The 21,224-nt window shown below is 67.0% G+C and carries 19 protein-coding genes and 4 pseudogenes; 12 read left to right on the top strand and 11 right to left on the bottom strand.

The annotated features are described in order from the left end of the window. The first annotated feature begins 349 nt into the window (after positions 1 to 349). Positions 350 to 1,165: a hypothetical protein gene (locus ACPPVO_RS22085; RefSeq protein WP_426513090.1), complete on the top strand. Its 816-nt coding sequence runs from the start codon at positions 350 to 352 to the stop codon at positions 1,163 to 1,165. A gap of 82 nt (positions 1,166 to 1,247) precedes the next feature. Further along, positions 1,248 to 1,685 (top strand): TRM11 family SAM-dependent methyltransferase, encoded by a 438-nt coding sequence (locus ACPPVO_RS22080; RefSeq protein WP_426513089.1) that lies wholly within the window; start codon positions 1,248 to 1,250, stop codon positions 1,683 to 1,685. A 219-nt stretch (positions 1,686 to 1,904) separates the two neighbouring features. On the opposite strand, the gene ACPPVO_RS22075 is transcribed toward ACPPVO_RS22080, so the two are convergent. The 5 genes from ACPPVO_RS22075 to ACPPVO_RS22055 form a co-directional block, all read right to left on the bottom strand. Further along, positions 1,905 to 2,132: an MmcQ/YjbR family DNA-binding protein gene (locus ACPPVO_RS22075; RefSeq protein ID WP_426513088.1), complete on the bottom strand. Its 228-nt coding sequence runs from the start codon at positions 2,130 to 2,132 to the stop codon at positions 1,905 to 1,907. Between the two features lie 8 nt (positions 2,133 to 2,140). Further along, positions 2,141 to 2,524, bottom strand: coding sequence for an MmcQ/YjbR family DNA-binding protein (locus tag ACPPVO_RS22070; protein ID WP_426513087.1), 384 nt, complete (start codon positions 2,522 to 2,524; stop codon positions 2,141 to 2,143). A gap of 780 nt (positions 2,525 to 3,304) precedes the next feature. Further along, positions 3,305 to 3,952 carry a nitroreductase family protein gene (locus ACPPVO_RS22065; RefSeq protein ID WP_426513086.1) on the bottom strand — a complete coding sequence of 216 codons (648 nt, stop codon included), beginning with the start codon at positions 3,950 to 3,952 and terminating at the stop codon, positions 3,305 to 3,307. 58 nt (positions 3,953 to 4,010) lie between these two features. Further along, the gene (locus ACPPVO_RS22060; RefSeq protein ID WP_426513085.1) at positions 4,011 to 4,835 is read right to left on the bottom strand and encodes an isocitrate lyase/PEP mutase family protein; all 825 of its coding nucleotides are present in this window, start codon (positions 4,833 to 4,835) and stop codon (positions 4,011 to 4,013) included. 82 nt (positions 4,836 to 4,917) lie between these two features. Beyond that, a complete protein-coding gene (locus ACPPVO_RS22055) occupies positions 4,918 to 5,466 on the bottom strand; it encodes a carboxymuconolactone decarboxylase family protein (RefSeq protein ID WP_426513084.1) in 549 nt (182 codons plus the stop codon). Between the two features lie 527 nt (positions 5,467 to 5,993). On the opposite strand from ACPPVO_RS22055, the gene ACPPVO_RS22050 reads away from it, so the two are divergent. From ACPPVO_RS22050 to ACPPVO_RS22035, 4 genes and pseudogenes are all read left to right on the top strand, one after another. Further along, complete coding sequence (locus tag ACPPVO_RS22050; RefSeq protein WP_426513083.1) at positions 5,994 to 6,638, top strand: TetR/AcrR family transcriptional regulator; 645 nt, start codon at positions 5,994 to 5,996, stop codon at positions 6,636 to 6,638. 153 nt (positions 6,639 to 6,791) lie between these two features. Beyond that, positions 6,792 to 7,684 (top strand): annotated as a pseudogene (locus tag ACPPVO_RS22045) (IS982 family transposase). A gap of 66 nt (positions 7,685 to 7,750) precedes the next feature. Then, positions 7,751 to 8,830 (top strand): annotated as a pseudogene (locus ACPPVO_RS22040) (IS630 family transposase); the annotation flags it as partial. A 550-nt stretch (positions 8,831 to 9,380) separates the two neighbouring features. After that, entirely contained in the window at positions 9,381 to 10,010 is a 630-nt protein-coding gene (locus tag ACPPVO_RS22035) for a TetR/AcrR family transcriptional regulator (protein WP_426513082.1), read from the top strand. Positions 10,011 to 10,022: 12 nt separating this feature from the next. On the opposite strand, the gene ACPPVO_RS22030 is transcribed toward ACPPVO_RS22035, so the two are convergent. Beyond that, positions 10,023 to 10,466 (bottom strand): hypothetical protein, encoded by a 444-nt coding sequence (locus tag ACPPVO_RS22030; RefSeq protein WP_426513081.1) that lies wholly within the window; start codon positions 10,464 to 10,466, stop codon positions 10,023 to 10,025. A 424-nt stretch (positions 10,467 to 10,890) separates the two neighbouring features. Between ACPPVO_RS22030 and ACPPVO_RS22025 the strand changes: the two genes are divergently transcribed. From ACPPVO_RS22025 to ACPPVO_RS22010, 4 genes and pseudogenes are all read left to right on the top strand, one after another. Continuing rightward, the gene (locus ACPPVO_RS22025; protein WP_426513080.1) at positions 10,891 to 11,808 is read left to right on the top strand and encodes an NADP-dependent oxidoreductase; all 918 of its coding nucleotides are present in this window, start codon (positions 10,891 to 10,893) and stop codon (positions 11,806 to 11,808) included. A 76-nt stretch (positions 11,809 to 11,884) separates the two neighbouring features. Beyond that, positions 11,885 to 12,337, top strand: coding sequence for a GNAT family N-acetyltransferase (locus ACPPVO_RS22020; protein ID WP_426513079.1), 453 nt, complete (start codon positions 11,885 to 11,887; stop codon positions 12,335 to 12,337). Between the two features lie 233 nt (positions 12,338 to 12,570). Then, positions 12,571 to 13,791, top strand: a complete 1,221-nt coding sequence (locus ACPPVO_RS22015) for an MFS transporter (protein WP_426513078.1) — start codon at positions 12,571 to 12,573, stop codon at positions 13,789 to 13,791. A gap of 78 nt (positions 13,792 to 13,869) precedes the next feature. Then, positions 13,870 to 14,217 (top strand): annotated as a pseudogene (locus ACPPVO_RS22010) (Na+/H+ antiporter NhaA); the annotation flags it as partial. A gap of 119 nt (positions 14,218 to 14,336) precedes the next feature. On the opposite strand, the pseudogene ACPPVO_RS22005 reads toward ACPPVO_RS22010, so the two are convergent. The 5 genes and pseudogenes from ACPPVO_RS22005 to ACPPVO_RS21985 form a co-directional block, all read right to left on the bottom strand. After that, a pseudogene (locus ACPPVO_RS22005) lies at positions 14,337 to 14,609 on the bottom strand (YybH family protein); the annotation flags it as partial. 210 nt (positions 14,610 to 14,819) lie between these two features. Continuing rightward, entirely contained in the window at positions 14,820 to 15,737 is a 918-nt protein-coding gene (locus tag ACPPVO_RS22000; RefSeq protein WP_426513077.1) for an NADP-dependent oxidoreductase, read from the bottom strand. After that, a complete protein-coding gene (locus tag ACPPVO_RS21995; protein ID WP_426513076.1) occupies positions 15,734 to 16,711 on the bottom strand; it encodes an NADP-dependent oxidoreductase in 978 nt (325 codons plus the stop codon). Before ACPPVO_RS21995 ends, ACPPVO_RS22000 begins: the two co-directional genes overlap by 4 nt. A gap of 82 nt (positions 16,712 to 16,793) precedes the next feature. Next, positions 16,794 to 17,384, bottom strand: coding sequence for an IS630 family transposase (locus ACPPVO_RS21990; RefSeq protein WP_426502513.1), 591 nt, complete (start codon positions 17,382 to 17,384; stop codon positions 16,794 to 16,796). Beyond that, positions 17,285 to 17,794, bottom strand: coding sequence for a winged helix-turn-helix domain-containing protein (locus ACPPVO_RS21985; RefSeq protein ID WP_426502512.1), 510 nt, complete (start codon positions 17,792 to 17,794; stop codon positions 17,285 to 17,287). The genes ACPPVO_RS21990 and ACPPVO_RS21985 overlap by 100 nt, the downstream gene beginning before the upstream one ends. A gap of 962 nt (positions 17,795 to 18,756) precedes the next feature. Between ACPPVO_RS21985 and ACPPVO_RS21980 the strand changes: the two genes are divergently transcribed. Further along, a complete protein-coding gene (locus ACPPVO_RS21980; protein WP_426513075.1) occupies positions 18,757 to 18,978 on the top strand; it encodes a hypothetical protein in 222 nt (73 codons plus the stop codon). Between the two features lie 170 nt (positions 18,979 to 19,148). Further along, positions 19,149 to 21,215 (top strand): transketolase, encoded by a 2,067-nt coding sequence (tkt, locus tag ACPPVO_RS21975; RefSeq protein ID WP_426513074.1) that lies wholly within the window; start codon positions 19,149 to 19,151, stop codon positions 21,213 to 21,215. Positions 21,216 to 21,224 lie beyond the last annotated feature (9 nt).

Raw genomic sequence — 21,224 nt, 5'->3', positions numbered from 1 at the left:
GCCCAACTGGCCCCACGCCGGTGGGTAGTCCGGGACGCGCCGGAGGTTCGGCGTCTGCGCATCCGGTGCCGTCTGGTTGGGTGCCGCGACCTCACGCAGGTAGGCGGCCCGCACGCCAGTTGGGTGCCCAACCAACGTCCGGCGAACTGGTACCCAACCGGCTGGGCCGGGGTCGCCAGCCCACGCCCAACCGGGTTGGGTGCCGCCACCCTGACACGGTTCGACGGCCGGAGGGCCAGTTGGGTGCCGGTTGGGTGGGCCCGCCCGGGCGAGGGCTGCGGGCAGGGGACCAGTTGGGCCTTGGGTGGGCGTGAACACGAGCCGCCCGGCGCGGGAACCGCACCCGCCCATGACAGACATCCACGACCACGCCGACCGCGACCCCGACGGTCGCGCCCCGAACATCACGCACCACCCCACCACCGCGCACCACCATGACCTGCAAAACCCCGCAGATGCCCCGGTCGCCGCCGGGCCGGCGGGTGACGAGGACGACCCACTGGCATTGTCCAACCTGATCGCCAGCGGCGACATCGACGTCGTCCCCGGTGACCCGCCGGTGCCAATCGCGGTGTGGCGCGTCGCCGACGTCGACGGCGGCTGGGGCCACCGCCGCGCCGACGCGTTGAGCCCACGGCTGGCGGCGCTGCTCGTCGGTGTCCACACCCGTCCCGGCGACACCATCGTGTCGATCGGCGACGACCCGGCCCTCGCCGGCGCCGCCGGCGCCGGCGGCCGCGTCTACCGCAGCGTGACGCACCCGGACCGGCTCGCCGACCTCGAGCACGCCGCCGGCACCGTCGCGTTGATCGTGCTCCCCTGGCCCCCAGCAGCCCGGCCGGACGGGATCCACCGCGACAGCCTGATCGCCATGTTCGCCACCTGCCGGCGGCTGATGGGCCCGGGCGGCTGCACCATCGTCGCCCTGGCCGAGCTGCCGCCGCAGCAGACGTACGCGCAGCACAGCAGCGCGCTCATCCCAGCCGCGCAGCACGCCGGTCTGGGCTGGCTGCAACACATCGTCGCGATCACCGCGCCGATCGTCGGGCACAAGATCACCTGGCGGGCCCGCCCGGCCGACCCGGGGATGCTGCGTGCCGCCGCCCATCTCAAGGTCCACCTGGACCTGTTCGTGTTTGTCGTTCGGGGTGGCCGCCGCGGCTGAACGCACCCCTGCCCAGGCCGCCGGTCCCACCATGATCGGCGGCGGTGTGTCGCCCAGCTGCGGCGACACACCACCGCAGCCGATGCCGTCGGTGATCCTCGTCGGGCAGCGCAGCCTCGCCCAGCAGCGCCGCAGCCGGCACGTGGCCGGTTCCGGGGCGCACCCGGCTCGGATGGCGCCGGACCTGGCCGCCGCCCTCATCGACGACTACACCCAGCCCGGCGACCTGGTCTTCGACCCCCTCGCCGGAACCGGCACCACCCTGGTCGAGGCCATCCACGCCGGGCGCAACGCCCTAGGCATGGAGTACGAGCCCGGCTGGGTGGCCCTCACCCGGGCCAACATCGACCTCGCCCGCCCCCAGGGCGGCACCGGCCATGGCCGGGTCCTGCGCGGCGACGCCACCGCACTACCCCGCGGCGTGCCGACGAGCTCCGCGGCCAGATCAGCCTGGTACTCACCTCCACGCCGTACGGCAAGACCATGCACGGACGGGTCGAGCACCGCCGCGGGCCGCTGACCCGCTTCCACAACATCGAGTTTGTGGGCGAGCGAACGATAGCCCGTGAGCGAGAACGCCTGGAGAAGGTGAGGACGTTCACGGGCCTGCGACGTTGGCGGGACGCACTTGTCGCGCACAATGCCCTGCAAGACGGCCGGTACGGGTGCCCATTGGGGTCCCTGGCCAACGAGGTCTCCGATCAGGACTCGGCCGCACGCAGGAAACTCCACGACCTGTTCATGGGGTGATCGATGGGTGTTCGTGTTGCAGCAGCCGCCCGTACTCCGGTTCTGCCTTGAGGGTGACGATGCGTTCGTCCGGGTCGTCCGTGACGATCGGGAAGACCTTGCCCGCCACCTTGTAGACGTCCAGCTGCTCGGTGAACGGGCGCCCGTGGCTGACCCCGGGCAGCGCCGGTGCCGTGTCGCGCGTTCTGTCCTGGAGCTTTTCGCCGCTGATGGGCATGACGAAGGTCAGGCGCGGCGGCCGTAGGTGCGCGGATCCACGGGCTGCTCGGATTTGGGAAGCCCGCCGACTACGAGACGGTAGGAGTCGATCACGAGCTCCTTCACTAGCTTCTCGTCGATGGTGCCCCCGCCTTCCACCGTGATCCAGTGCCTCTTGTTCATGTGATAGCCGGGGGTAATGTCTGCGTGCTGCTCACGGAGGGCTGCGGCGTCGTCCGGATCAGCTTTCAGGATCACGACGGGGCGCCCCGGCATGTCGGTCATGAGCATGAAGACCTTGCCGCGCACCTTGTAGAGCTCCCATTCGGGGCCGAAACGATGCTCGAGGTCGGCGCCGGGTAGTTCCACAGTGCAGTCGCCCGCGATCTTCTGCAGCTCCTGTCCGTCCAAGGTGATCAACTCCTCTATCAATCCGAGCGCCCTGACCGCCCGGCCAAGGCCCAAAGCGGCGTCTCCGCATGGCCGCCGCGAACGGCGGCGCCCGAACGCCGGCAACAGCGACGGAAGCCGACGGGGGTACAGAGACAGTTACGCGGGCGGCGCGACGCGGGCGGCCAAATCCGAGAACACCGACATGGCGGCATGGCATCCGCACCGGTGACATCAGGTCCCCCGCCACAGCGTGCCGACCTGCTGACGGCTCGTAGGCGGCGGCCGGTCGCGGCCGCAGCCGAACCCGGCATCCCGCCGGACCCGGACCTGCCCGATGATCTACGCCATGGTCATCGGCCACCGACCGGCGCAAGCACCCGAACCGCCACGCACACCAGGCCCATGACCTGCGAATTCACGACGCACGCGGCTCATTTGGGCAGCGTTTGACGGCCCCGACGACGGCCCAGGGACGGCCCAGAAGCCACCCCAGTTCGGAATGCCGATCACTGATCAACGGCAGCCCCAGCCGCACAACACGACGCCCAGGTCCTTCGCGTCAACCTTAACCGCCAGCGACGGGCGGCCATGGGCCGCATCGCCCATCCGGGGACCAGAACGCGGTATAGCGACCCCCAGGCGTAGGACCCCTGGGACGCGTCGGGAGCGGGCTGGCGCCTAGCATCGGAACGAAGAGTCGCGTTAGGCAAGCATCTTGCTTGATGTCGGCGCTGACTCTTCGTTCCGATGCCGATCTCAGCTTTAGTGCGCCACAGTCGTTCCCGATGCCGTGGATGTTTAGACGAAGGTGAACAGCTGGTCGGCTTCGAAGCGCGAAATCGGGGTGGAGTACACCTTCGCCGGGTCGGGGTAGCCGAGGGCCAGTAGCACTGTCGTGGTGTGTCCGGTTTCGCGGATCTTGAACGCCTTGTCGACGCTGGTCGGGTCGAACCCTTCGAGCGGCATGGCCTCGACGCCGAGCTCAGCGGCCGCCATCATGGTCATGCCCAGCGCCATGTAGGTCTGCTTTTCCATCCAGTGGTTCAGGTCCTTGTAGCCGTAGTTGCGCAGGTTGAGGAAGTCGCGGGTCATTGACTGCCACAGCGCGTTCTTTGCCGGGTCGGGGAACCGACCGTCGGCGGTCTCCTTGTTGAACACCTTTTCGAGGTGGCTCTCGGACAGATCTGCCCGGGTGGTGAGGATGATGGCGTGCGACGCCTTCAGGATCTTCTCGCTGTTGTCCTGGAATCGTTCGCCCAGGTTGGCCACGAGGTGCTCTTTGCCTTCGGCCGTGGCGAGTACGTAGAAGTGGTTGGGCTGTATGTTACATGATGTCGGCGTGGACCGTAGAAAACTCAACAGTTGTTGAAGGGTTTCTTCTGAGATGGTCTTACTGGGGTCGAAAGCCCTGGTGAGGTGCTTGTTCATGAGCTTGTCGAGGTTCATGTCAATCTGCCTTCTTCTTGTAATCAGTAGGTGGGAGCAGCGGTTCGTAGGGTTTGGGCTAGTTCTTACCGCGGGCAAGTAGTTCGCCAATGCGCTCGAAGCTGATGCCTGTCGTCGCCGAGGCGAGGTTGCCCGCAACGAGCGCCTTGGTGGCCTGTTCGAGTGCCTCCATCGCGTGGGTGTAGAGCGCTGGACCCAAGCTGATGCGTTTGACCCCGGCCTTCTGTAGTTCAACGACGGTCAGCACCTTGTCCGACGGTGACACGAGGACGTTGACCGGTTTCGGCGCGACCGCGGTGACGATCGCGTCAAGCGCGTCGAGGTCGGGTGGGTACGGGGCGTAGAGCACATCCGCGCCGACCTCAGCGAAGGCCGTCAGACGCCGGATGGTGTCGTCGAGATCGGGCTGCCCCTGGATGAAGTTGTCGGTGCGGCCGGTGACGACGATGCGCCTCTTGGCTGCGTCGACGGCGCAACGTATGCGATTGACTGCCTCGTCGAAGTCGCGGATCGGTTGATCGGGATTGCCCGAGGTGTCCTCAACCCCGATACCGGCCAAACCGAACTCGACGGCGGCTTCGACGGTCGCCGCGACGTCTTCAGGCGAGTCGCCGTAACCGTCCTCGAAGTCTCCGTTGACGGGCAGCCCGGTGAGTCGGCCGAGTAGCCGCGCATGTTCGAGATGCTCGTCGCGGGTGACTTCGTGACATCCGTCGGACCGACCGAGCGTGGCAGCGAGCGCCGCTGACGATGTCGCGATCGCCTCGAAGCCGGCATCGGCCAGCATCAACGCCGAGAGACCGTCCCAGGCGTTCGGCATGACGAGGCCACCGTCGCGGGTGTGCAGCGCCATGAATTTCTCATAGAGTTCGGAGCCCGGCATATCGCATCCTTCCTGAATGATCGTTTGGGGCAGTGAGGGGTTTATCGGGTTGTGTGCGCGGCCTCGACGGGGGTTCCGGCGATCAACCGGGCGTACCGGCCGATTTGACGGCGGGGATGTCGATGTCGGTCTGGTTGACGTTGTTGATGAAGTTGGTGAGCAGGACCTGCACCGCGACCGTGACGATCGCCAAGATCTGCGGGTCGGTGTATCCGGCGCCTCGCACCGCCTCGAGGTCGGCGTCGCTGACCTGTCCGCGGCGCTCCACCACCTGTTGAACGAAGCGAGCGACCGCGGCGCGCTTGGGATCGACCGAGCTCCCGGCGCGGCTGAGGTTGATGTCGTCGCTCGACATACCGCCGAATTCGGACGATACGTATGTGTGCATTGCCAGGCAGTAACTGCAGCCGTTGGCTTGCGACACGGCCAGCGCGATGCTGTGCCGGGTCTTCGCGTCCACAACCCGGTTCAAGGTGCTTTGCAGGGTCGTGACGGCCTCAAGCACGGTCGGGTTCGACGCGATGGTCTTGAACATGTTCGGGACGAAGCCGAGCTGCGCGCCAACGTTGTCGAGGATCCGCTGCGTGCCAGCGGGGACGTCATCTAGAGAGGGAACGTTCAGTCGTGACACAGCGAATCAACCTCCGGTGGATCGCTCAAGCAGCGACGCGACGACGCCTTCGGGTTCAGTGGGGAGTGAATAGGACTCGGACATTTCGGCACCCTGTTCGTGTTGGTTGAACGGTCCGGCCGCAACTGGACGGCCTCGTCCAGTGTAGCTCGGCTCCCCGTTTGTATTGGCAGAACGGCCGGTCTAACTGGACGGATTCGTCCAGTATAGCTCGGATCCCTGTTCGGATTGGCTGAACGGTCCTGCCTAACAGGACGGATTCGTCCAGCATAGCGCGGAGTCGTGCAGCGGGCGCCTGGCAGTGAGGTCGCAGAGGCCGGTGCGCCTGCGGGCGGGGAATGCGTACGATGGCCGATGTGACGCCTCAAGGGACGTCGACGGTTGACCAAACGAGACGAGATCGTCCAGATGTAGCTAGATGTCTGCACACGTCCACGTTCACCTTCACCGGTGCCCCTGCCGCGGCCGCGCCGGGCGCTGATGCCTTGACCTGGTTCGTGCGGCGGTCCTGTCAGTACCATGGCTGTGTGGAGGAGAGCTCGCAGACGGCCGCAGCCGCGCGGTTGACGGCGCGTGGCGCGAAGACGAAGTCTCAAATCGTCACCACTGCCGCCGAGTTGATGCGCGTGCGAGGAGTCGGCGGAACGACTCTGGACGACGTCGTCTCTGCGAGCAACGTCAGTAAATCGCAGCTGTACCGACACTTTGAAGACAAGCCAGCGCTGGTACGGGCAGTGATCGAGCTTGTGGGCGAGCGAACGATAGCCCGTGAGCGAGAACGCCTGGAGAAGGTGAGGACGTTCACGGGCCTGCGACGTTGGCGGGATGCACTTGTCGCGCACAATGCCCTGCAAGACGGCCGGTACGGGTGCCCTTTGGGCTCCCTGGCGAACGAGGTTTCCGATCAGGACTCGGCCGCACGCAGGAAGCTCCACGACCTGTTCATGGCCTGGCAGGAACTCTTCGAAGATCTCCTTCGCCGGTTTCAGCAGGAAGGTGTCATTCCGCGGGACGCCGACGTGGCCCAACTTGCGACGGGGTTCGTGGCGGCTGTCCAGGGCGGCTACCTGTTGGCGCAGACCTCCCGCGACGTCACGCCGATGGCTTCCGCGATCGACATGGCCATAACACATCTAAATCTGCTCGCCCGCGAGCAGGATGAAGCATCGTAGCGGGCATACGCGGGAAGTATGTGTTCGCTCATGCTGTCGTGCCGCCGAGGATCACGGCCGGTGTGCGAGCACGCTGTCCAGAAGGAACTAGACGAGTAAGTCCTAACCGACCCCGGAGTGCGGGTATGGGTGAAGGGTGTTGAAGATCCGTTTGTGACGACAGACCTCAACACCCTTCTGACCGCACTGTACGTGAGGATCGACGGACTGGCTCGGACGGCCACGCAGGACCGGACGGCCACCGAAGTTGTCCGACGCCGAACTGCTCACCCTCGCGGTGGCCCAAGCGCTGCTCGGGATCCGGTCCGAGGCCCGCTGGCTGCGGTTCGTGCCAGGGCGCCTGCCCGGGGCATTTCCGTACCTGCCCGGGCAGTCCGGCTACAACAAGCGGCTACGGGCGGCGTTGCCGCTGCTGAAACGGGCGATCCGGGTGATCGCCGCGGACACCGACCTGTGGCACGACACCACCTGGGTCGTGGACTCAACGCCCGTGGAATGCGGCCGGTCCCGGCCGACGGTACAACGCTCGGACCTGGCCGGGTGGGCCGGCTACGGCTACTGCCTCGCATTCCCGGTTCTTCTGGGGGCTGCGCCTGCATCTGATCTGCACCCCCGCCGGGCTCCCGGTCAGTTGGGCCCTCGCGACCCCGAAGATCGACGAACGGCAGGTCCTGACCGCGGTCCTGGAGCACGACCCGAACCTGATGACCGATCGGCCCGGGCTGCTGATCATCGCCGACAAAGGCTACGTCTCAGCAGAACTGGACCGGTGGCTGGCCGAACACAGCGCCCGCCCACTCCGCCCGTCGTACCGCAACCGCACCCCACGACCCGGCGAACATCTCCTCAAACCGATCCGCCAGCTGATCGAGTCGGTCAACGACACCCTCAAAGGCCAACTCGACCTCGAACTGCACGGCGGACGCAGCATCGAAGGCGTCACCGCCCGCGTCGCCCAGCGTCTCCTCGCCATGACCGCCGCCATCTGGCACAACCGCGCCACCGGCCGACCCAAAACCCGGTCACTGATCGCCTACGACCACTGACCGGGCTTAGGACTTACTCATCTAGTCTAGTGTCCTGAGTCATTGATTCGTTGGTAGATTGACGGTATGGGTGACGGTCGTGGTCCGAAGCTGGCGGTGCTGGCGCTGACCGCTGAGGAGCGGGACGTGTTGCAGGGCTGGGCCCGTCGGGCCAAGACGGCGCAGGCGTTGGCGCTGCGAGCGCGGATCGTGTTGGCGTGCGCGAATGGCTTGTCCAACAGCGAGGTGTCGCGGAAGCTCGGAGCCTCGCTTCCGACGGTCGGCAAGTGGCGCAAGCGGTTCGTCACCCAGCGGCTTGCGGGGTTGCAGGATGAGCCTCGCCCCGGGGCGCCACGGAAGATCACCGACGCGCAGGTCGAAGCGGTCATCGTCAAGACCCTCGAATCTGCACCATCCAATCAGGACAGTCACTGGTCGACCCGGTCGATGGCGCAGGCGACCGGGCTCAATCAGACGGCCGTATCGCGGATCTGGCGAGCGTTCGGGCTCAAGCCACACCTGGTTGACACCTGGAAACTGTCCACCGACCCGTTGTTCATCGACAAGGTCCGCGACGTGGTCGGGTTGTATCTCGACCCGCCGGACAAGGCGATGGTCCTCGCGGTCGACGAGAAGTCCCAGATGCAGGCCCTCGACCGCACCGCGCCGATGCTGCCGATGATGCCGGGTGTGCCCGAGCGCCGCACGCACGACTACGTCCGGCACGGTACGACGAGCCTGTTCGCCGCGTTGGACATCGCCACCGGCAAGGTGATCGGCCAGCATCAGCGCCGGCACCGCCATCAGGAGTTCCTGCGGTTCCTGCGCACCATCGACGCCAACACCCCACCCGAGCTGGACCTGCACCTGGTCTGCGACAACGCCACCCACAAAACCCCGGCGATCCGCACCTGGCTCGCCGCGCACCCCCGCTTCCACCTGCACTTCACCCCGACCTCCGGCAGCTGGCTCAACCTGGTCGAACGCTGGTTCGCCGAACTGACCAACCGCAAGCTACGCCGCTCCACCCACCGCAGCGTCAAAGCCCTCGAAGACGACGTCAACGCCTGGATCGCGGCCTGGAACGACAACCCGAAACCCTTTGTTTGGACCAAAACCGCCGATCAGATCCTCGACAACCTCACCAACTACTGCATCCGGATCAATAAACTTCTAACGACTACACTCGGCCTCGGCAAGGGGATCTTCCCAGTACCGCCGGATCGTCATCAAGGGCCCGCTCGCCTGGCTCACGCACCGCGGTTACCACGTGCCGGCGATCCCGACGTGGGAGCGCAAGGTGCGGGCGGCACTCGTCCGGGCGGCGGCGCTGTTCTACGGTCGCGACGTCGTGTCGCTGCTGTCGGTGCAGCACCCGCGAGCCGCCTTCGTCGCCGCCAGCCTCGGCGCCCGTCAGCGGCGGGAGGCCGGCGAGCCCGCCGAGCCCGCGCCCGCCACAGCCGGCCGCCGCGTATTCGGCATACCGCGCGGGAAGGGCCGGGTGATTGCCCCGCCGCGTGTGCCCCGCCGAGGTACTGACCCGCATTAGCTGACCGGCGACCACATCGCCGGCTCTCGGAGGACTCCGGAGCTTCCCATGAAAGGGCTCTAGGGTCCAGTTTCTTCGTGGCCTCAGCGTCGGTCGTGCAGTCTTCCGTTGAACACGCGGATGATCGGTGGACCGGCACCGATTATCCAGGCCGGTAGAGTTGCCTTTGTGACCAGGTCAGAGAGCGCCGGAGAGGAGTCGAGGCTGACACCTCGCGGCGCGGCGACGAGGCGGCGCATCATCGAGGCCGCGGCCGAGCTCATGTACGTGAAGGGGGTCAGCTCGACCACTCTGGACGAGGTCCGCGCCGCGAGCGGCACGAGCAAATCTCAGCTCTACAACCACTTCGCCGACAAGGAGCAGCTGGTCCGTGCCGTGGTCCTGCTCCGCGCGGAACAGATCATGGAGCGCGAGCATGCTGCGCTTCAACGCCTCAGATCGTTCAACGGTCTGGTTCGGTGGAGGGACGCACTCGTCCAGCGCAACTCACTGCAAAAGGGCGCATACGGCTGCGTCCTCGGCTCGATCGCCGGAGAGGTCTCCGACCAGGACGAGGTCGCCCGCATGGCCCTGGCGGAGACCTTCGACGAGTGGGAAAACCTCATCGAGGCCGGCCTGCGTCGCATGCAGGATGCCAGGACACTCGCTGCCGACGCCGACCCTCGGAAGCTCGCGATCGGGCTGATGGCAGCGCTGCAAGGGGGCTACCTGTTGGCCCAGTCCGCTCATGACGTCACACCCATGGAGATCGCGCTCGACATGGCGCTCGATCATGTCAGGATGTTTCTCTCGGCCTGATAAGTGCAGTGCTCATCCGGCGGAATGCGAGCGAAGACAGTTCCGCGCCGCGTCGAGCGCGGCTTCCAGCGGGGCGATGTCACGGGTTGTTTTCGCCAGCAGCGATCCGCCCTGCAACGCGGCTGTCAACCCCGTCGCCAGTCTGGCCGGATCTGCGTCGACCGCCAGTTCGCCGTTCTCCCGCATTCGGTCGATGCCGGCCGCCAACAACGCCTCCAGTGTGGCGGTCGCGACGGGACGCGCCACTCGAGACCCGGCGCCGTTGCACGCGCAGCTGGCAACATCGGGCGCAGCGGAGGTGCCGAGGATCACTTGCCGGTGCAGGTTGATGACCTCATCGCGCCAGCGCGCCAGGTCATCGAGTGAGTCCAGGCTGCACAGTAGCTCTCCCAAGGCCAAGGCATCGCTGGGCGGGTCAGCGATAGCCCCTACGCGCGAGCGTCCGCCGCGGTCCATCGGTGAACCCTCACGGTGGTGGTCTGTAGCATCCATTCGCAATCTCCGTTTTGGGCTCCCTGACTGTTGTGGACGATGCGGTCCAGCAGATCGTCGGCGTCCAGCCGCCTGGCGAGCGAGGAGAAGTCGACATCTGCCCGGCTGGGCATGCGCTCCGCGCCGTTCGCGAGCCACTCATCGGACTATGTAGTCCAAATCACGCCAGTTGCGTCAACTCCTTGGGCGAGGCCTGGGTGCGCGGCGGCGCGCTTATACGCCCACGTCAAGCTGCATCCTGTGACCCGCTAACGGCGTTTGCGAGCGAAGGCCTCGTTACTCGAGAGCCCCCAGATGGCCCTTGGTGTGGACGAGATAGTCCATGTACGTTGGACTCCTAGCGCGTCTGGACGGCTAGGTTCCACCTGACGATCAAGGGAGGTGCCCGATGAAGGCGATTGTGGTGACAGATGAGGCCGCGGGAACGGCCGGGATGACGCTGGTGGAGCGGCCTGAGCCGGAACCGGCGACAAACGACGTCGTTGTTCAGGTTCATGCGTCGGGATTCACCCCCGGCGAGCTGACGTGGCCCGGAACCTGGACCGATCGCCTCGGCCGCGACCGCACACCGTCGATCCCTGGCCACGAGGTGGCCGGAGTGGTCACCGCGCTCGGCTACGGCACGAAAGGACTGTCGGTGGGACAACGGGTGTTCGGGCTCGCGGACTGGGCTCGCGACGGCACTCTGGCCGAGTACGTGGCGATCGAGGCGCGTAACGTCGCGCCGCTGCCGGGTGATGTCGACTTCACGGTGGGCGCGAGCCTGCCGATCTCGGGTCTGACCGCGTGGCAGGGACTGTTCGTGCACGGCCGCTCCGAGGTGGGCCAGAGCGTTCTCGTGCATGGTGCGGCCGGTGGAGTCGGCTCGATGGTGACGCAACTCGCACGTGAGGCCGGCGCCTACGTCATCGGCACCGGACGTACCGCCGACCGGCAGATCGCACTCGACTTCGGTGCACAGGAGTTCGTCGACCTTGAGAACGACGCGCTGGAAGACGTCGGCGGCGTCGACCTGGTCTTCGACGTGATCGGTGGCGACATTGGCAAGCGGTCTGCGGGTTTGGTTCGAGCTGGCGGAATGCTGGTGACCATCGCCGGCCCGCCCGAAGCGCAGCCCGCGGACGGCCTGGCAGTCGATTTCGTCGTCGAGGCCGATCGCGCGCAGTTGGGTGAGATCGTCCAGCGGGTCCGGGACGGACGACTGCGGGCCAACATCGGCAACATCGCAACCCTCGACGACGCCGTCGCCGCATTCAACCCGACCGAGCGGATCAAGGGGAAGACGATCATCCGCGTTCGCCCCTAAAGGACTCGGCACACCTAAGAAACAAGAACGAGCGTCCTCGGCCGGCGAACGAACTATCAACGAAGGGACACCCCCCATGACCGACCCGACTGATCCAGCCCGATACGCCTTCGAGTACCCCGATGAGGCCGGATACCCCGGTGAGAAGGGCACCCTCAGTCAGGATCAGATCGTCCTCATCGACGAGGTAACCGACGATCCCCACGCTCCCGCGTTCGACTTCGCAGTCGTCAACGACGAGAAAACCGGCATCTACGAGGCCATCGTGGGCGACCGCGAGATTGCCGGCCTGCCATACAACGTCGCCGGCGACGACCGACTCGTGTTGCTGGCCACCTCAGTGCTCCCCGAGTTCCGCAAACAGGGCATCGCCACAGAGCTGATCAGACGCGTCCTCGACGACGTGCGGACGCAAGGCAAGACGGTCACCGTCATGTGCCCGATCGTGCACACCTTCATCGAGCACAACCCCGAGTACGCCGATCTCATCGACCCGAAGCACCCGGGAGTAACCAAAGGCCACCGATGACCTTTGGTACTCCGCACCTGCCGGTGGTCGGCGGGAAGGCGTCGAGGAACGAGCGAAATCGTGACGTTGTAAGTAAGACGGCGCGACGAAATCGACACAAATCGGGTCACGGAGGACACCATTCGGTGCGCCTTCTCGCTTACCGATGTTGCGTGGGTCGCCATTTGGCCTATTCGCGGCCGACCTAATTCAGAACAAGAGAAAGGCACCGCTCGATGCAAAACGTAGCACCAGTGATCAACAAGGTCAGCCGGGACGGGTCGCTGCGGCTGGCCTTCGTATCTGCGGTGGGCTCCCTGGTGGCCGCGTTTGCCGCGGTAGGCTCGACGATCCCGCTTTTCAACATCTACCGGGCCGAGGACGGGTTCACCAACGCCGGCATCGCGATGACCGTCGTCGCCTATTCCGCTGTCACTCTCACCACACTGTTGATGATGGGGCGGCTGTCCAATCATCTCGGCCGCCGGCCCACCTCGATCGCGAGCCTCGGCCTACTTGTGCTGGGCTGTCTGCTGCTGCTGAACGTGCACGACATCGGCATACTGATCGCCGGTCGGCTCCTGATGGGCCTCGGTGCCGGGCTGGCCAGCACCAGCCTTACCTCCTACATCGTCGATGCCGCACCGGCCAGGCCGGCCTGGTTGGCCTCCGTCGCGTCCAGCCAGACGGTCATGCTCGGCCTCGCCGTCGGCGCCATCGCCTCCGGCGCCCTGGTCCAGTTCGGCCCCTGGCCACGCGAGCTCATCTACCTGGTCGCCGTCGGCCTCCTCCTCCTGTCTGCCGCACTCGTCGCTGTCAGCCCGGAGACTGCAACTCCGTCGCCGGGCGCTTGGTTGTCACTGCGACCCCAGGTTCGCGTACCGGCCCCGGTCAGGCATCTGCTCCCCGTCGCGGCAGCGGTGTTCCTCGCCACCTGGGCGACCGGGGCCTTCTATCAGGCCTTCGTGCCAGCGCTCGTCGAAGATCAACTCCACACGCGCAGCCCGCTCGTCCTCGGGCTGGTGTTCGCCGCCTACATGGCCCCCAGCGCTCTGGGCGCTCCCCTCGGCGGCCGGTTCACACCCGCGACAGCCCAACGCCTCGGCATGATCATCTTCCTGGCTGGATGGATCGGCATCATCACAGCAATCGCCACCGGCACACTCGTACTGTTCATCGCCGCAACCATCGTCGCCGGCGCCAGTCAAGGCATCGCCATCAGCGCCGCCACCCGCGGCCTGCTGCACGGCGGCACCCTGGCCGACCGCGCACCGATGTTCAGCATCATCTACCTCATCTGCTACAGCGCGGCCGCCTTCCCCAGCCTCATCTCCGGCCAACTCTCCAACATCTTCTCGCTACCGCAGATCGCCCTCGGATACGGCGCACTTGCCCTCATCGCCACCCTGTTCACTGTCCTCGCTGCACGCCACCCGGACACCGACACGACCGGGAACAGCCAGCCCGGCGAGTAATCATGACGAACCTCACCGTCATCCAGACCCGCGCGCACCTTCCGCCAGTCACCCAACACCGAGTACGCCCGAGCCTCCGTGAACAGCCGCGAATCCATCTCGATTAACGAGCGCCTCCAGCCCGCCTACGCCCCGTACGTCATCCTTCCGCTGTTCGCCCTCGCCAACGCCGGCGTCATGCTGAGCCCCGAGATCCTCGCCGCGGCCGGCTCCACTCTGACGCAGGGCATCGTCATGGGCCTGGTCGTCGGCAAGCTCCTCGGCGTCTTCGGTTCGAGTGAGCTCCTCCGGCGTCTGGGGCTCGGCGAGTTCGGAGCGGGACTCACCCTCGATCGCATCCTCGGCGGTGCAGCGCTGTGCGGGATCGGATTCACCATCTCGCTGTTCATCGTCGACATCACGATCGACGACGAGCTTGCGCAGAACGAAGCGCGAGTGGGTGTGCTCGCGGCATCCGTCATCGCCTTCGTGCTCGCGACGATCATCGTCCGAATCTCGGATGCCGGCATCCTCCGTTCGCCGAGAGCTGCCGTGGCGCACACGTGTCAGGCGGGCTGTCGCACCGCCGTCCCAAGACGATTGTCGATCAGGTACCGCCAGCGTCCATCCGCGCCGCGGCGCGCGACATCGCTTGCCGTGCCTTCGACGTGCACGTGCTTGCCCTCGGGACCTGTGCCATCAATTGACCAGTCCACCACGATCTCGGCGATGTCGCCGGCAACGAACACATGGCGCGCCTTGGCCTCCAGCGGCAGGCCGAGGCTGAGATCGCGCTCGAGTTCGGCAGCGATCTCGGCGCGGTCAGTGACGGTTCGCCCGTCGTCCGGGCCCCGGCGACGCCGGAGCGGTGGGAGCACCAGGTAGGGGCGAGGTGGTCGACGACCGCCGGCAACACGACCCGACACGCCGACTACGGGACGACCTTTAGCTGGCTACATCTTGGCGACGAGCTTGGTCTCCACCAGTTGCTCAGGGAATGCCAGCCTGGTTGCGCCGAGCTACCGCCCGACGATCACGTCCCCGAGTGCTCACGGACGAACTCGGATGATCGTCTTCCCCTTGAGTCGCTCGGTCGGGTTGAGGGCGGCGACGGCATCGTCAAGGGTTGCGACGGTGCCGATGTTCGTCCGCAGCCGTCCGTCCCGCACCCGCTGGACGATCTCACCCAGTTGGACGCGATCGGACTCGACAACGAAGTCGATCGCCAGGCCGTCCGCGGGCCGCGCCTCGGGCGGCCCGACGACGGACACCAGTGTTCCTCCGGCGCGAATCAGGCCTGCGGACCGATTCTGGATGTCGCCGCCGATGACATCGAACACCAGATCGACGCCGCCGACGTCCTCCAGGGCGTCGTTGTCCAGGTCGACGAACTCCTGCGCGCCGAAGTCGAGCGCCTTCTGACGGTCGGCAGCGCGCCCCGTACCGATGACATACGCGCCGGCCTCGCGCGCGAGTTGCGTCACCATCGTCCCGACTGCGCCGGCCGCACCGTGCGCGAGGACAGTCTGCCCCGCCTGAAGGCGGCCGTGCTGGAAGAGCCCTTGCCACGCGGTCAGGCCCGAGATTGGCAGGCTCGCGCCCACCGTGAAGTCGACGTCGCCCGGCAGCGGCGCAAGGTTGCGTGCCTCGACGGCCACATACTCCGCCAGGGTGCCGTCGCGATGCCAGTCCGTGAGGCCGAACACCCGCTGTCCCACCGACAGACCAGTCGTGCCGTACCCGAGAGCGGTCACCGTTCCGGCCATCTCGTGCCCGGGGATCGACGGTGTCCGGTCACGGCCGCGGCGATCGGTCCAGGTCGAGGGCCACGCCATCTCAGTCGGCACGAATCCCGAAGCATGACCCTGAACAACGACGTCGTTGATCGCCGGTTGTGGCTCGGGCCGCTCCACCAGCGTCATCCCGGCCGTTCCCGCAGCCTGGTCCGTCACCACGATCGCTTTCATGGGAATTGCCTCCTCGGGCATTTGTCTCTTTGGTGCATTGATGGACGTGTGTCGATCACGGACGAACACGGATGATCGTCTGCCCGCTGATCCCGCTCGGTCGGGTTGAGGGCGGCGACGGCATCGTCAAGGGTTGCGACGGTGCCGATGTTCGTCCGCAGTCGTCCGTCCCGCACGCGCTGGACGATCTCACCCAGTTGGGTGCGATCGGACTCGACAACGAAGTCGATCGCCAAGCTGTCGGCGGGCCGCGCCTCGGGCGGCCCGCCGATGCTCACCAGTGTTCCTCCGGCCCGGATGAGGCGTGCGGACCGCTGCTGGATGTCGCCGCCGATGACATCGAACACCAGGTCGACGCCGCCGACGTCGTCCAGGGCGTCGTTGTCGAGGTCGACGAAGTCCTGCGCGCCGAAGTCGAGCGCCTTCTGACGGTCGGCAGCGCGTCCGGTGCCGATGACGTAGGCGCCGAACTCACGTGCGAGCTGAGCCACCATCGACCCGACCGAACCGGCCGCGCCGTGCACGAGGACACTCTGCCCCGCCTGAAGACGGCCATGCTCGAACAGCGCTTGCCACGCAGTCAGACCCGGCATCGGCAGGCTCGCGCCCACCGTGAAGTCGACGTCGCCAGGCAGCGGCGCGAGGTTGCGTGCCTCGATCGCCACAAACTCCGCCAGCCCGCCGCCGCGATACGAGTCCGTGAGACCGAACACCCGCTGTCCCACCGACAGCCCCGTCGTGCCATAGCCGGGACCGGTGACCACTCCGGCCAGCTCCTGCCCGGGAATCGTCGGTGTCCGGTCACGGCCGAAGCGGTCAATCCAGGTCGAGGGCCACGTCAGCTCACCCGAGGTGAAACCCGACGCATGAACCTGAACAACGACGTCGTTGATCGCCGGTTCCGGCTCCGGCCGTTCCACCAGGGTCATCCCGGCCGTTCCCGCGGCCTGGTCCGTCACCGCAATCGCCTTCATCAGGCACCTCCCTTCACCCAGTCCCGCCTACACGGCATTTCGGTTCACCAGTGTTAAAGATCTTTCGGTATTTGAGTGATGGTCAGAGACGTAGGCCGGTGTGGTCGAGGAAGTTGAAGCACAGTTGGTAGCTGCTGCCGATGCGGTGCAGGCCGGTGTGGGCGGCGGTGTCGGCGTCGTTGAGGATGTCGGGGCACAGGTTGGCCAGTTCGGTGGCTTTGAGGTTGCCCCAGACCAGTTCCATGGGGTTGAGGTCGTGGGCGTAGCCGGGCAGTGCTTCGACGGTCAGCCAGTGCTGCTGGGTGGCCAGCCATGCCTTCATGTCCTTGGACCGGTGCGCGGACAGCCCGTCCCAGATCAGCACGATCGGCTTGCCGCGCAGGTGCCGGCGCAGCTGGGTGAGGAACGTGATGAGGCTTTCGGTGTTGTAGCTGCCGGGTTTGGTCTGGAAGATCAGCTTGGCCCGGGAGCGGTCGGGCCGGTAGGCCAGCACACCGGCCATGGACATCCGCGACCAGGAGAACCGGTGCCGCAACACGGGTGTCTGCCCGCGCGGTGCCCAGGTGCCGCGGACTACGGGCAGGAGCGAGAAGCCGCTCTCGTCCTGGAAACAGATCCACGCTCCCCGTCGCCGGGCCCCCTTTTGATCCTGGGCCAGTCCTGCTTGACCCACGCTTCGATCGCTGCGTCGTCCCGTTCGACGGCCCGCCGGGCCGGGCGCTGCCGGGTCCAGCCGAGGCGCTGCCGCAGGATTGTCCAGGTCTGCGTCGGCCCGTACCGCACGCTGGTGACCCGTTCGATCACGTCCGCCACCCGGGCGAGGGTCCACAGGTCGGTGCCGAACCCGCTGGCCTTCGGCCCGGCCAGCAGTGCCGACTCCACTTCGGACAGTTGCTCGTCCGACAGCCGCGGCGTACGCCCCAGTCGCTGCGCGCCGGTCAGGGCCTCCCGGCCGCCGGCCCGCCACGCCCGATGCCACCGCGACGCGGTCTGCGCAGAGACCCCCAGTTGCGTCACCACATCGGCCTGCCGCGCGCCGTCCTCGAACAACTCCGCCGCCCGAATCCGGCGCTGCCGCAACACATCAACATCCAGACGAGCGGCACCACGCCGACCCGCCGGCTGTGCAGAGACCGACATGCCACCGATTCTCGTACCCGGCAACACGATCAGCCCGCTACGACTCACCTCAATATCGAAAGATCTTTAATGGCGTTAGCGGCACCAGACCTCAGTGTCCTCCCACGCTGATCGGTAGGGGTTGCGGTGCGAGGGCGTCGTTGCCGAGCGGCGCTTCGAAGCGGCCCAGCACTTCCCCGGGCGTTGGCGTACGTCTGCCGCATCTGCTCCGCCATGGCAGCAAGTCGATGATCGCGTTGTCCGTGTCGGCTCGCGTTGTCCGTGTCGGCTGGCGCGGGCGCGTGGAACTGTGCGTTTCGATGTGCGAACTGTCCGGACACGTCAATCGTGTCACCCACGGTCCGATGGCCCCGCAGACCACACACTCACGGCTACGTGCCCGGTTGGTTTCGTGAGACGCTCACCGGCCCGTTGGAACGCACGCGGCTGTTCGACGCACTACCGGCACCACGATCTGCGATAGAACAGCACCACACCGAAGCTCCCGGCGCGAGCATCCGGAAGGGCGAGCGTCTGACGCCGACTGTCGGTCCGTCGAGCACCGCTGCGGCAGCACCACGACTGCCCAACGCCGCAGCCGTCCTGACAGACAGCGACGCCGACCGCAGGTCAGGCGGCAGGATCGGTCTCGACCAGTGCGCCGAGGTCGACGCCGGTGCACCGCCCGCCGGACACCCCGAACCGCTCGGCCACCTCGGTCTCGGTCACCGGACGCGCGACTCCACTTCCAGCACCGCGCGATACCTGTGTTCCATCATGGTCAACTCCACCAGCGCTCGGCGGACTGTCGCGCATCAGCGCGCGTGAAGTCAACCTGTAACGGATCTTGGAACGACAAGACTGCAGTACACGTGATCTTCGCCACAGGCCGTTGATCTCCGAGAACACCGAGTGATGCTGGCCTCGTGGAGGTGACGCTGCAGCCGGAGGCTGGCGGGTCGAACCGACGTGCTGCGACCTGGCAGCGCACATCTCTGAGCCGGGCCACCATCGCGCGCTTGGCCGGCTTCCTGCTCGGCGCGACGATCACCTCCGGGCATGAACGTGATGGTGGCGGGCACGCTGCCCTCAGCGGTCGCGTCGCGCACGAGAGCGGCCGCGTTGCTGAAGCCGCGGGTCGTCGATGATGCGTGACCAGAGTCTGCGCAGCAGCTGCGCGTGTCGCGGACAGCGTGACAATCGTGCGGTCCAGGTGAGTCCGTCGGGGGCCTGGGGACATTTGGTTGGTACGGAAGGGCTTGCGACTACGGCTTGGGACGCTGGCGCGCCACGCCAGGCTCCACGATCCATGGAGGTCATGTTGACGACCACGAGCATCGATCTGGACACGCTGTCGGTCAACACGATCCGTGGCCTGTGCATGGATGCGGTCCAGCGGGCGGAGTCGGGGCATCCGGGTACGCCGATGGGGATGGCGCCGGTCGCGTACACGCTGTGGCAGCGGTTCCTGCGGTTCGATCCGGCTGATCCGATCTGGCCGAGCCGAGACCGGTTCGTGCTGTCCGAGGGGCACGCCTCGGCGCTGCTCTGGTCGCTGTTGCACCTGAGCGGGGTGCGGGCGGTCGATCCGGATTATGAGGTGCTCGGCCGTCCCTCGGTCACCCTCGAGGACCTCAAGACGTTCCGGCAGCTGGACTCGCGCTGCCCGGGCCACCCCGAATACCGGTGGACCAGCGGGGTCGAGACGACTACCGGGCCGCTCGGTCAAGGCGTGGCGACCTCGGTGGGGATGGCCGTCGCCGGCCAGTGGCTGGCCGCGCGGTACAACCGCGACGGCTTCCGGCTCTTCGACTTCGACGTGTACGCCATCGCCGGGGACGGCGACATGATGGAAGGCATCTCCTCCGAGGCCGCCTCGTTCGCCGGCCACCAGCGGTTGTCGAACCTGTGCTGGATCTACGACTCGAACCGGGTGACCATCGAGGGCCACACCGACCTCGCGTTCACCGAGGACGTGGCCGAGCGGTTCCTGGCGTACGGCTGGAACGTGACGACCGTCGCGGACGCCAACGACCTTGACGCGGTGGAGCGGGCGCTGCACACGTTCCGGGCCGAAGATGAGCGCCCGACGCTGATCGTGGTGCACAGCCACATCGGGTACGGCTCGCCGGTGGAAGATACCGCGCAAGCGCACGGCGAGCCGCTCGGCGCGCAGGCCGTACGGGAGACCAAGCGGTTCCTCGGTCTGCCTGAGGACGTCGACTTCCACGTTCCGGACGAGGTGTACGACGGGTTCGCCCGCGGTATCCGTGCGCGCGGCAGCGCGGCGCGCGACGCGTGGCGGTCGAGGTTCGAGGAGTACCGCAGCAAGTATCCGCAGTTGGCCGACGAGATCGAGCGGATGCAGCGGCGGGAGCTGCCGGACGGCTGGCAGGACGCGCTGCCGGCGGTCCCGGCCGATGCGAAGGGGCTCGCCACCCGCGACTCGTCGGGGCAGGTACTCAACGCGCTGGCGCAGGCGGTGCCCTGGCTGCTGGGCGGATCGGCCGACCTCGCCCCGTCGACCAAGACGCGTCTGACGTTCCCGGGCGCCGGGGACTTCCAGCCCGACGACCGGCTCGGACGCAACTTCCATTTCGGTATCCGCGAGCACGCGGCGGCGGCGATCGCCAACGGGATGGCGCTGACGAAGCTCCGCTCGTACTGGTCGGGCTTTCTGATCTTCTCCGACTACGCCCGGGCCGCGATCCGGCTGTCGGCGTTGATGGAGATCCCGACGGTGCACATCTTCAGCCACGACTCGATCGGGGTCGGCGAGGACGGGCCGACTCATCAGCCCGTTGAGCAGCTCGCCTCGCTGCGGGCCATGCCGGGGCTGCTGGTGTTCCGCCCCGCCGACGCCAACGAGGTGGTCGAGACCTGGCGGGTCGTCGCCGGGCTGCGGCACGAGCCCGCGGCGCTGGTGCTCTCCCGGCAGCCGCTGCCCACCCTGGACCGCAGCAAGCTGGCCGCCGCGGCCGGGGTCGCGCGGGGCGGGTACGTGCTGGCCGACCCGCCGTCCGGCGAACCGGACGTGATTCTGCTGGCCACCGGCTCGGAAGTCGCGCTCGCGCTCACGGCACGCGACGACCTCGCTGCCGACGGGATCGGGGCCCGGGTCGTGAGCATGCCGTGCTGGGAGCTGTTCGACCGGCAGCCGCGGCAGTACCGCCACGAGGTGCTCCCGCCGGCGGTGCGGGCCCGGGTCGCGATCGAACAGGCATCCACGCTCGGCTGGGAACGGTACGTGGGCGACACCGGGGCGGTCGTCGGCATGCATACGTTCGGCGCCTCCGCGCCGCTCAAACAGCTCTTGAGCAAGTTCGGGTTCACGCCCGAACACGTATCGCAGGCCGCCCGTGACCAGGTAGCCGTCAGCACCTGACCGCCACGG

It is taken from the genome of Dactylosporangium sp. McL0621 (assembly GCF_049995355.1).
GTDB lineage: Bacteria > Actinomycetota > Actinomycetes > Mycobacteriales > Micromonosporaceae > Dactylosporangium.
Note: the sequence above shows the minus strand (reverse complement) of the source record. Positions and strands in the feature narration are given on the sequence as shown.

Bases quoted from the DNA above. Each gene is read 5' to 3' on its own strand.
- ACPPVO_RS22085 (WP_426513090.1), top strand. From the start codon at position 350: ATGACAGACATCCACGACCACGCCGACCGCGACCCCGACGGTCGCGCC.
- ACPPVO_RS22080 (WP_426513089.1), top strand. From the start codon at position 1,248: ATGCCGTCGGTGATCCTCGTCGGGCAGCGCAGCCTCGCCCAGCAGCGC.
- ACPPVO_RS22075 (WP_426513088.1), bottom strand. From the start codon at position 2,132: ATGCCCATCAGCGGCGAAAAGCTCCAGGACAGAACGCGCGACACGGCA.
- ACPPVO_RS22065 (WP_426513086.1), bottom strand. From the start codon at position 3,952: ATGAACCTCGACAAGCTCATGAACAAGCACCTCACCAGGGCTTTCGAC.
- ACPPVO_RS22060 (WP_426513085.1), bottom strand. From the start codon at position 4,835: ATGCCGGGCTCCGAACTCTATGAGAAATTCATGGCGCTGCACACCCGC.
- ACPPVO_RS22030 (WP_426513081.1), bottom strand. From the start codon at position 10,466: ATGGACCGCGGCGGACGCTCGCGCGTAGGGGCTATCGCTGACCCGCCC.
- ACPPVO_RS22025 (WP_426513080.1), top strand. From the start codon at position 10,891: ATGAAGGCGATTGTGGTGACAGATGAGGCCGCGGGAACGGCCGGGATG.
- ACPPVO_RS22020 (WP_426513079.1), top strand. From the start codon at position 11,885: ATGACCGACCCGACTGATCCAGCCCGATACGCCTTCGAGTACCCCGAT.
- ACPPVO_RS22000 (WP_426513077.1), bottom strand. From the start codon at position 15,737: ATGAAAGCGATCGTGGTGACGGACCAGGCTGCGGGAACGGCCGGGATG.
- ACPPVO_RS21995 (WP_426513076.1), bottom strand. From the start codon at position 16,711: ATGAAGGCGATTGCGGTGACGGACCAGGCCGCGGGAACGGCCGGGATG.
- tkt (WP_426513074.1), top strand. From the start codon at position 19,149: ATGTTGACGACCACGAGCATCGATCTGGACACGCTGTCGGTCAACACG.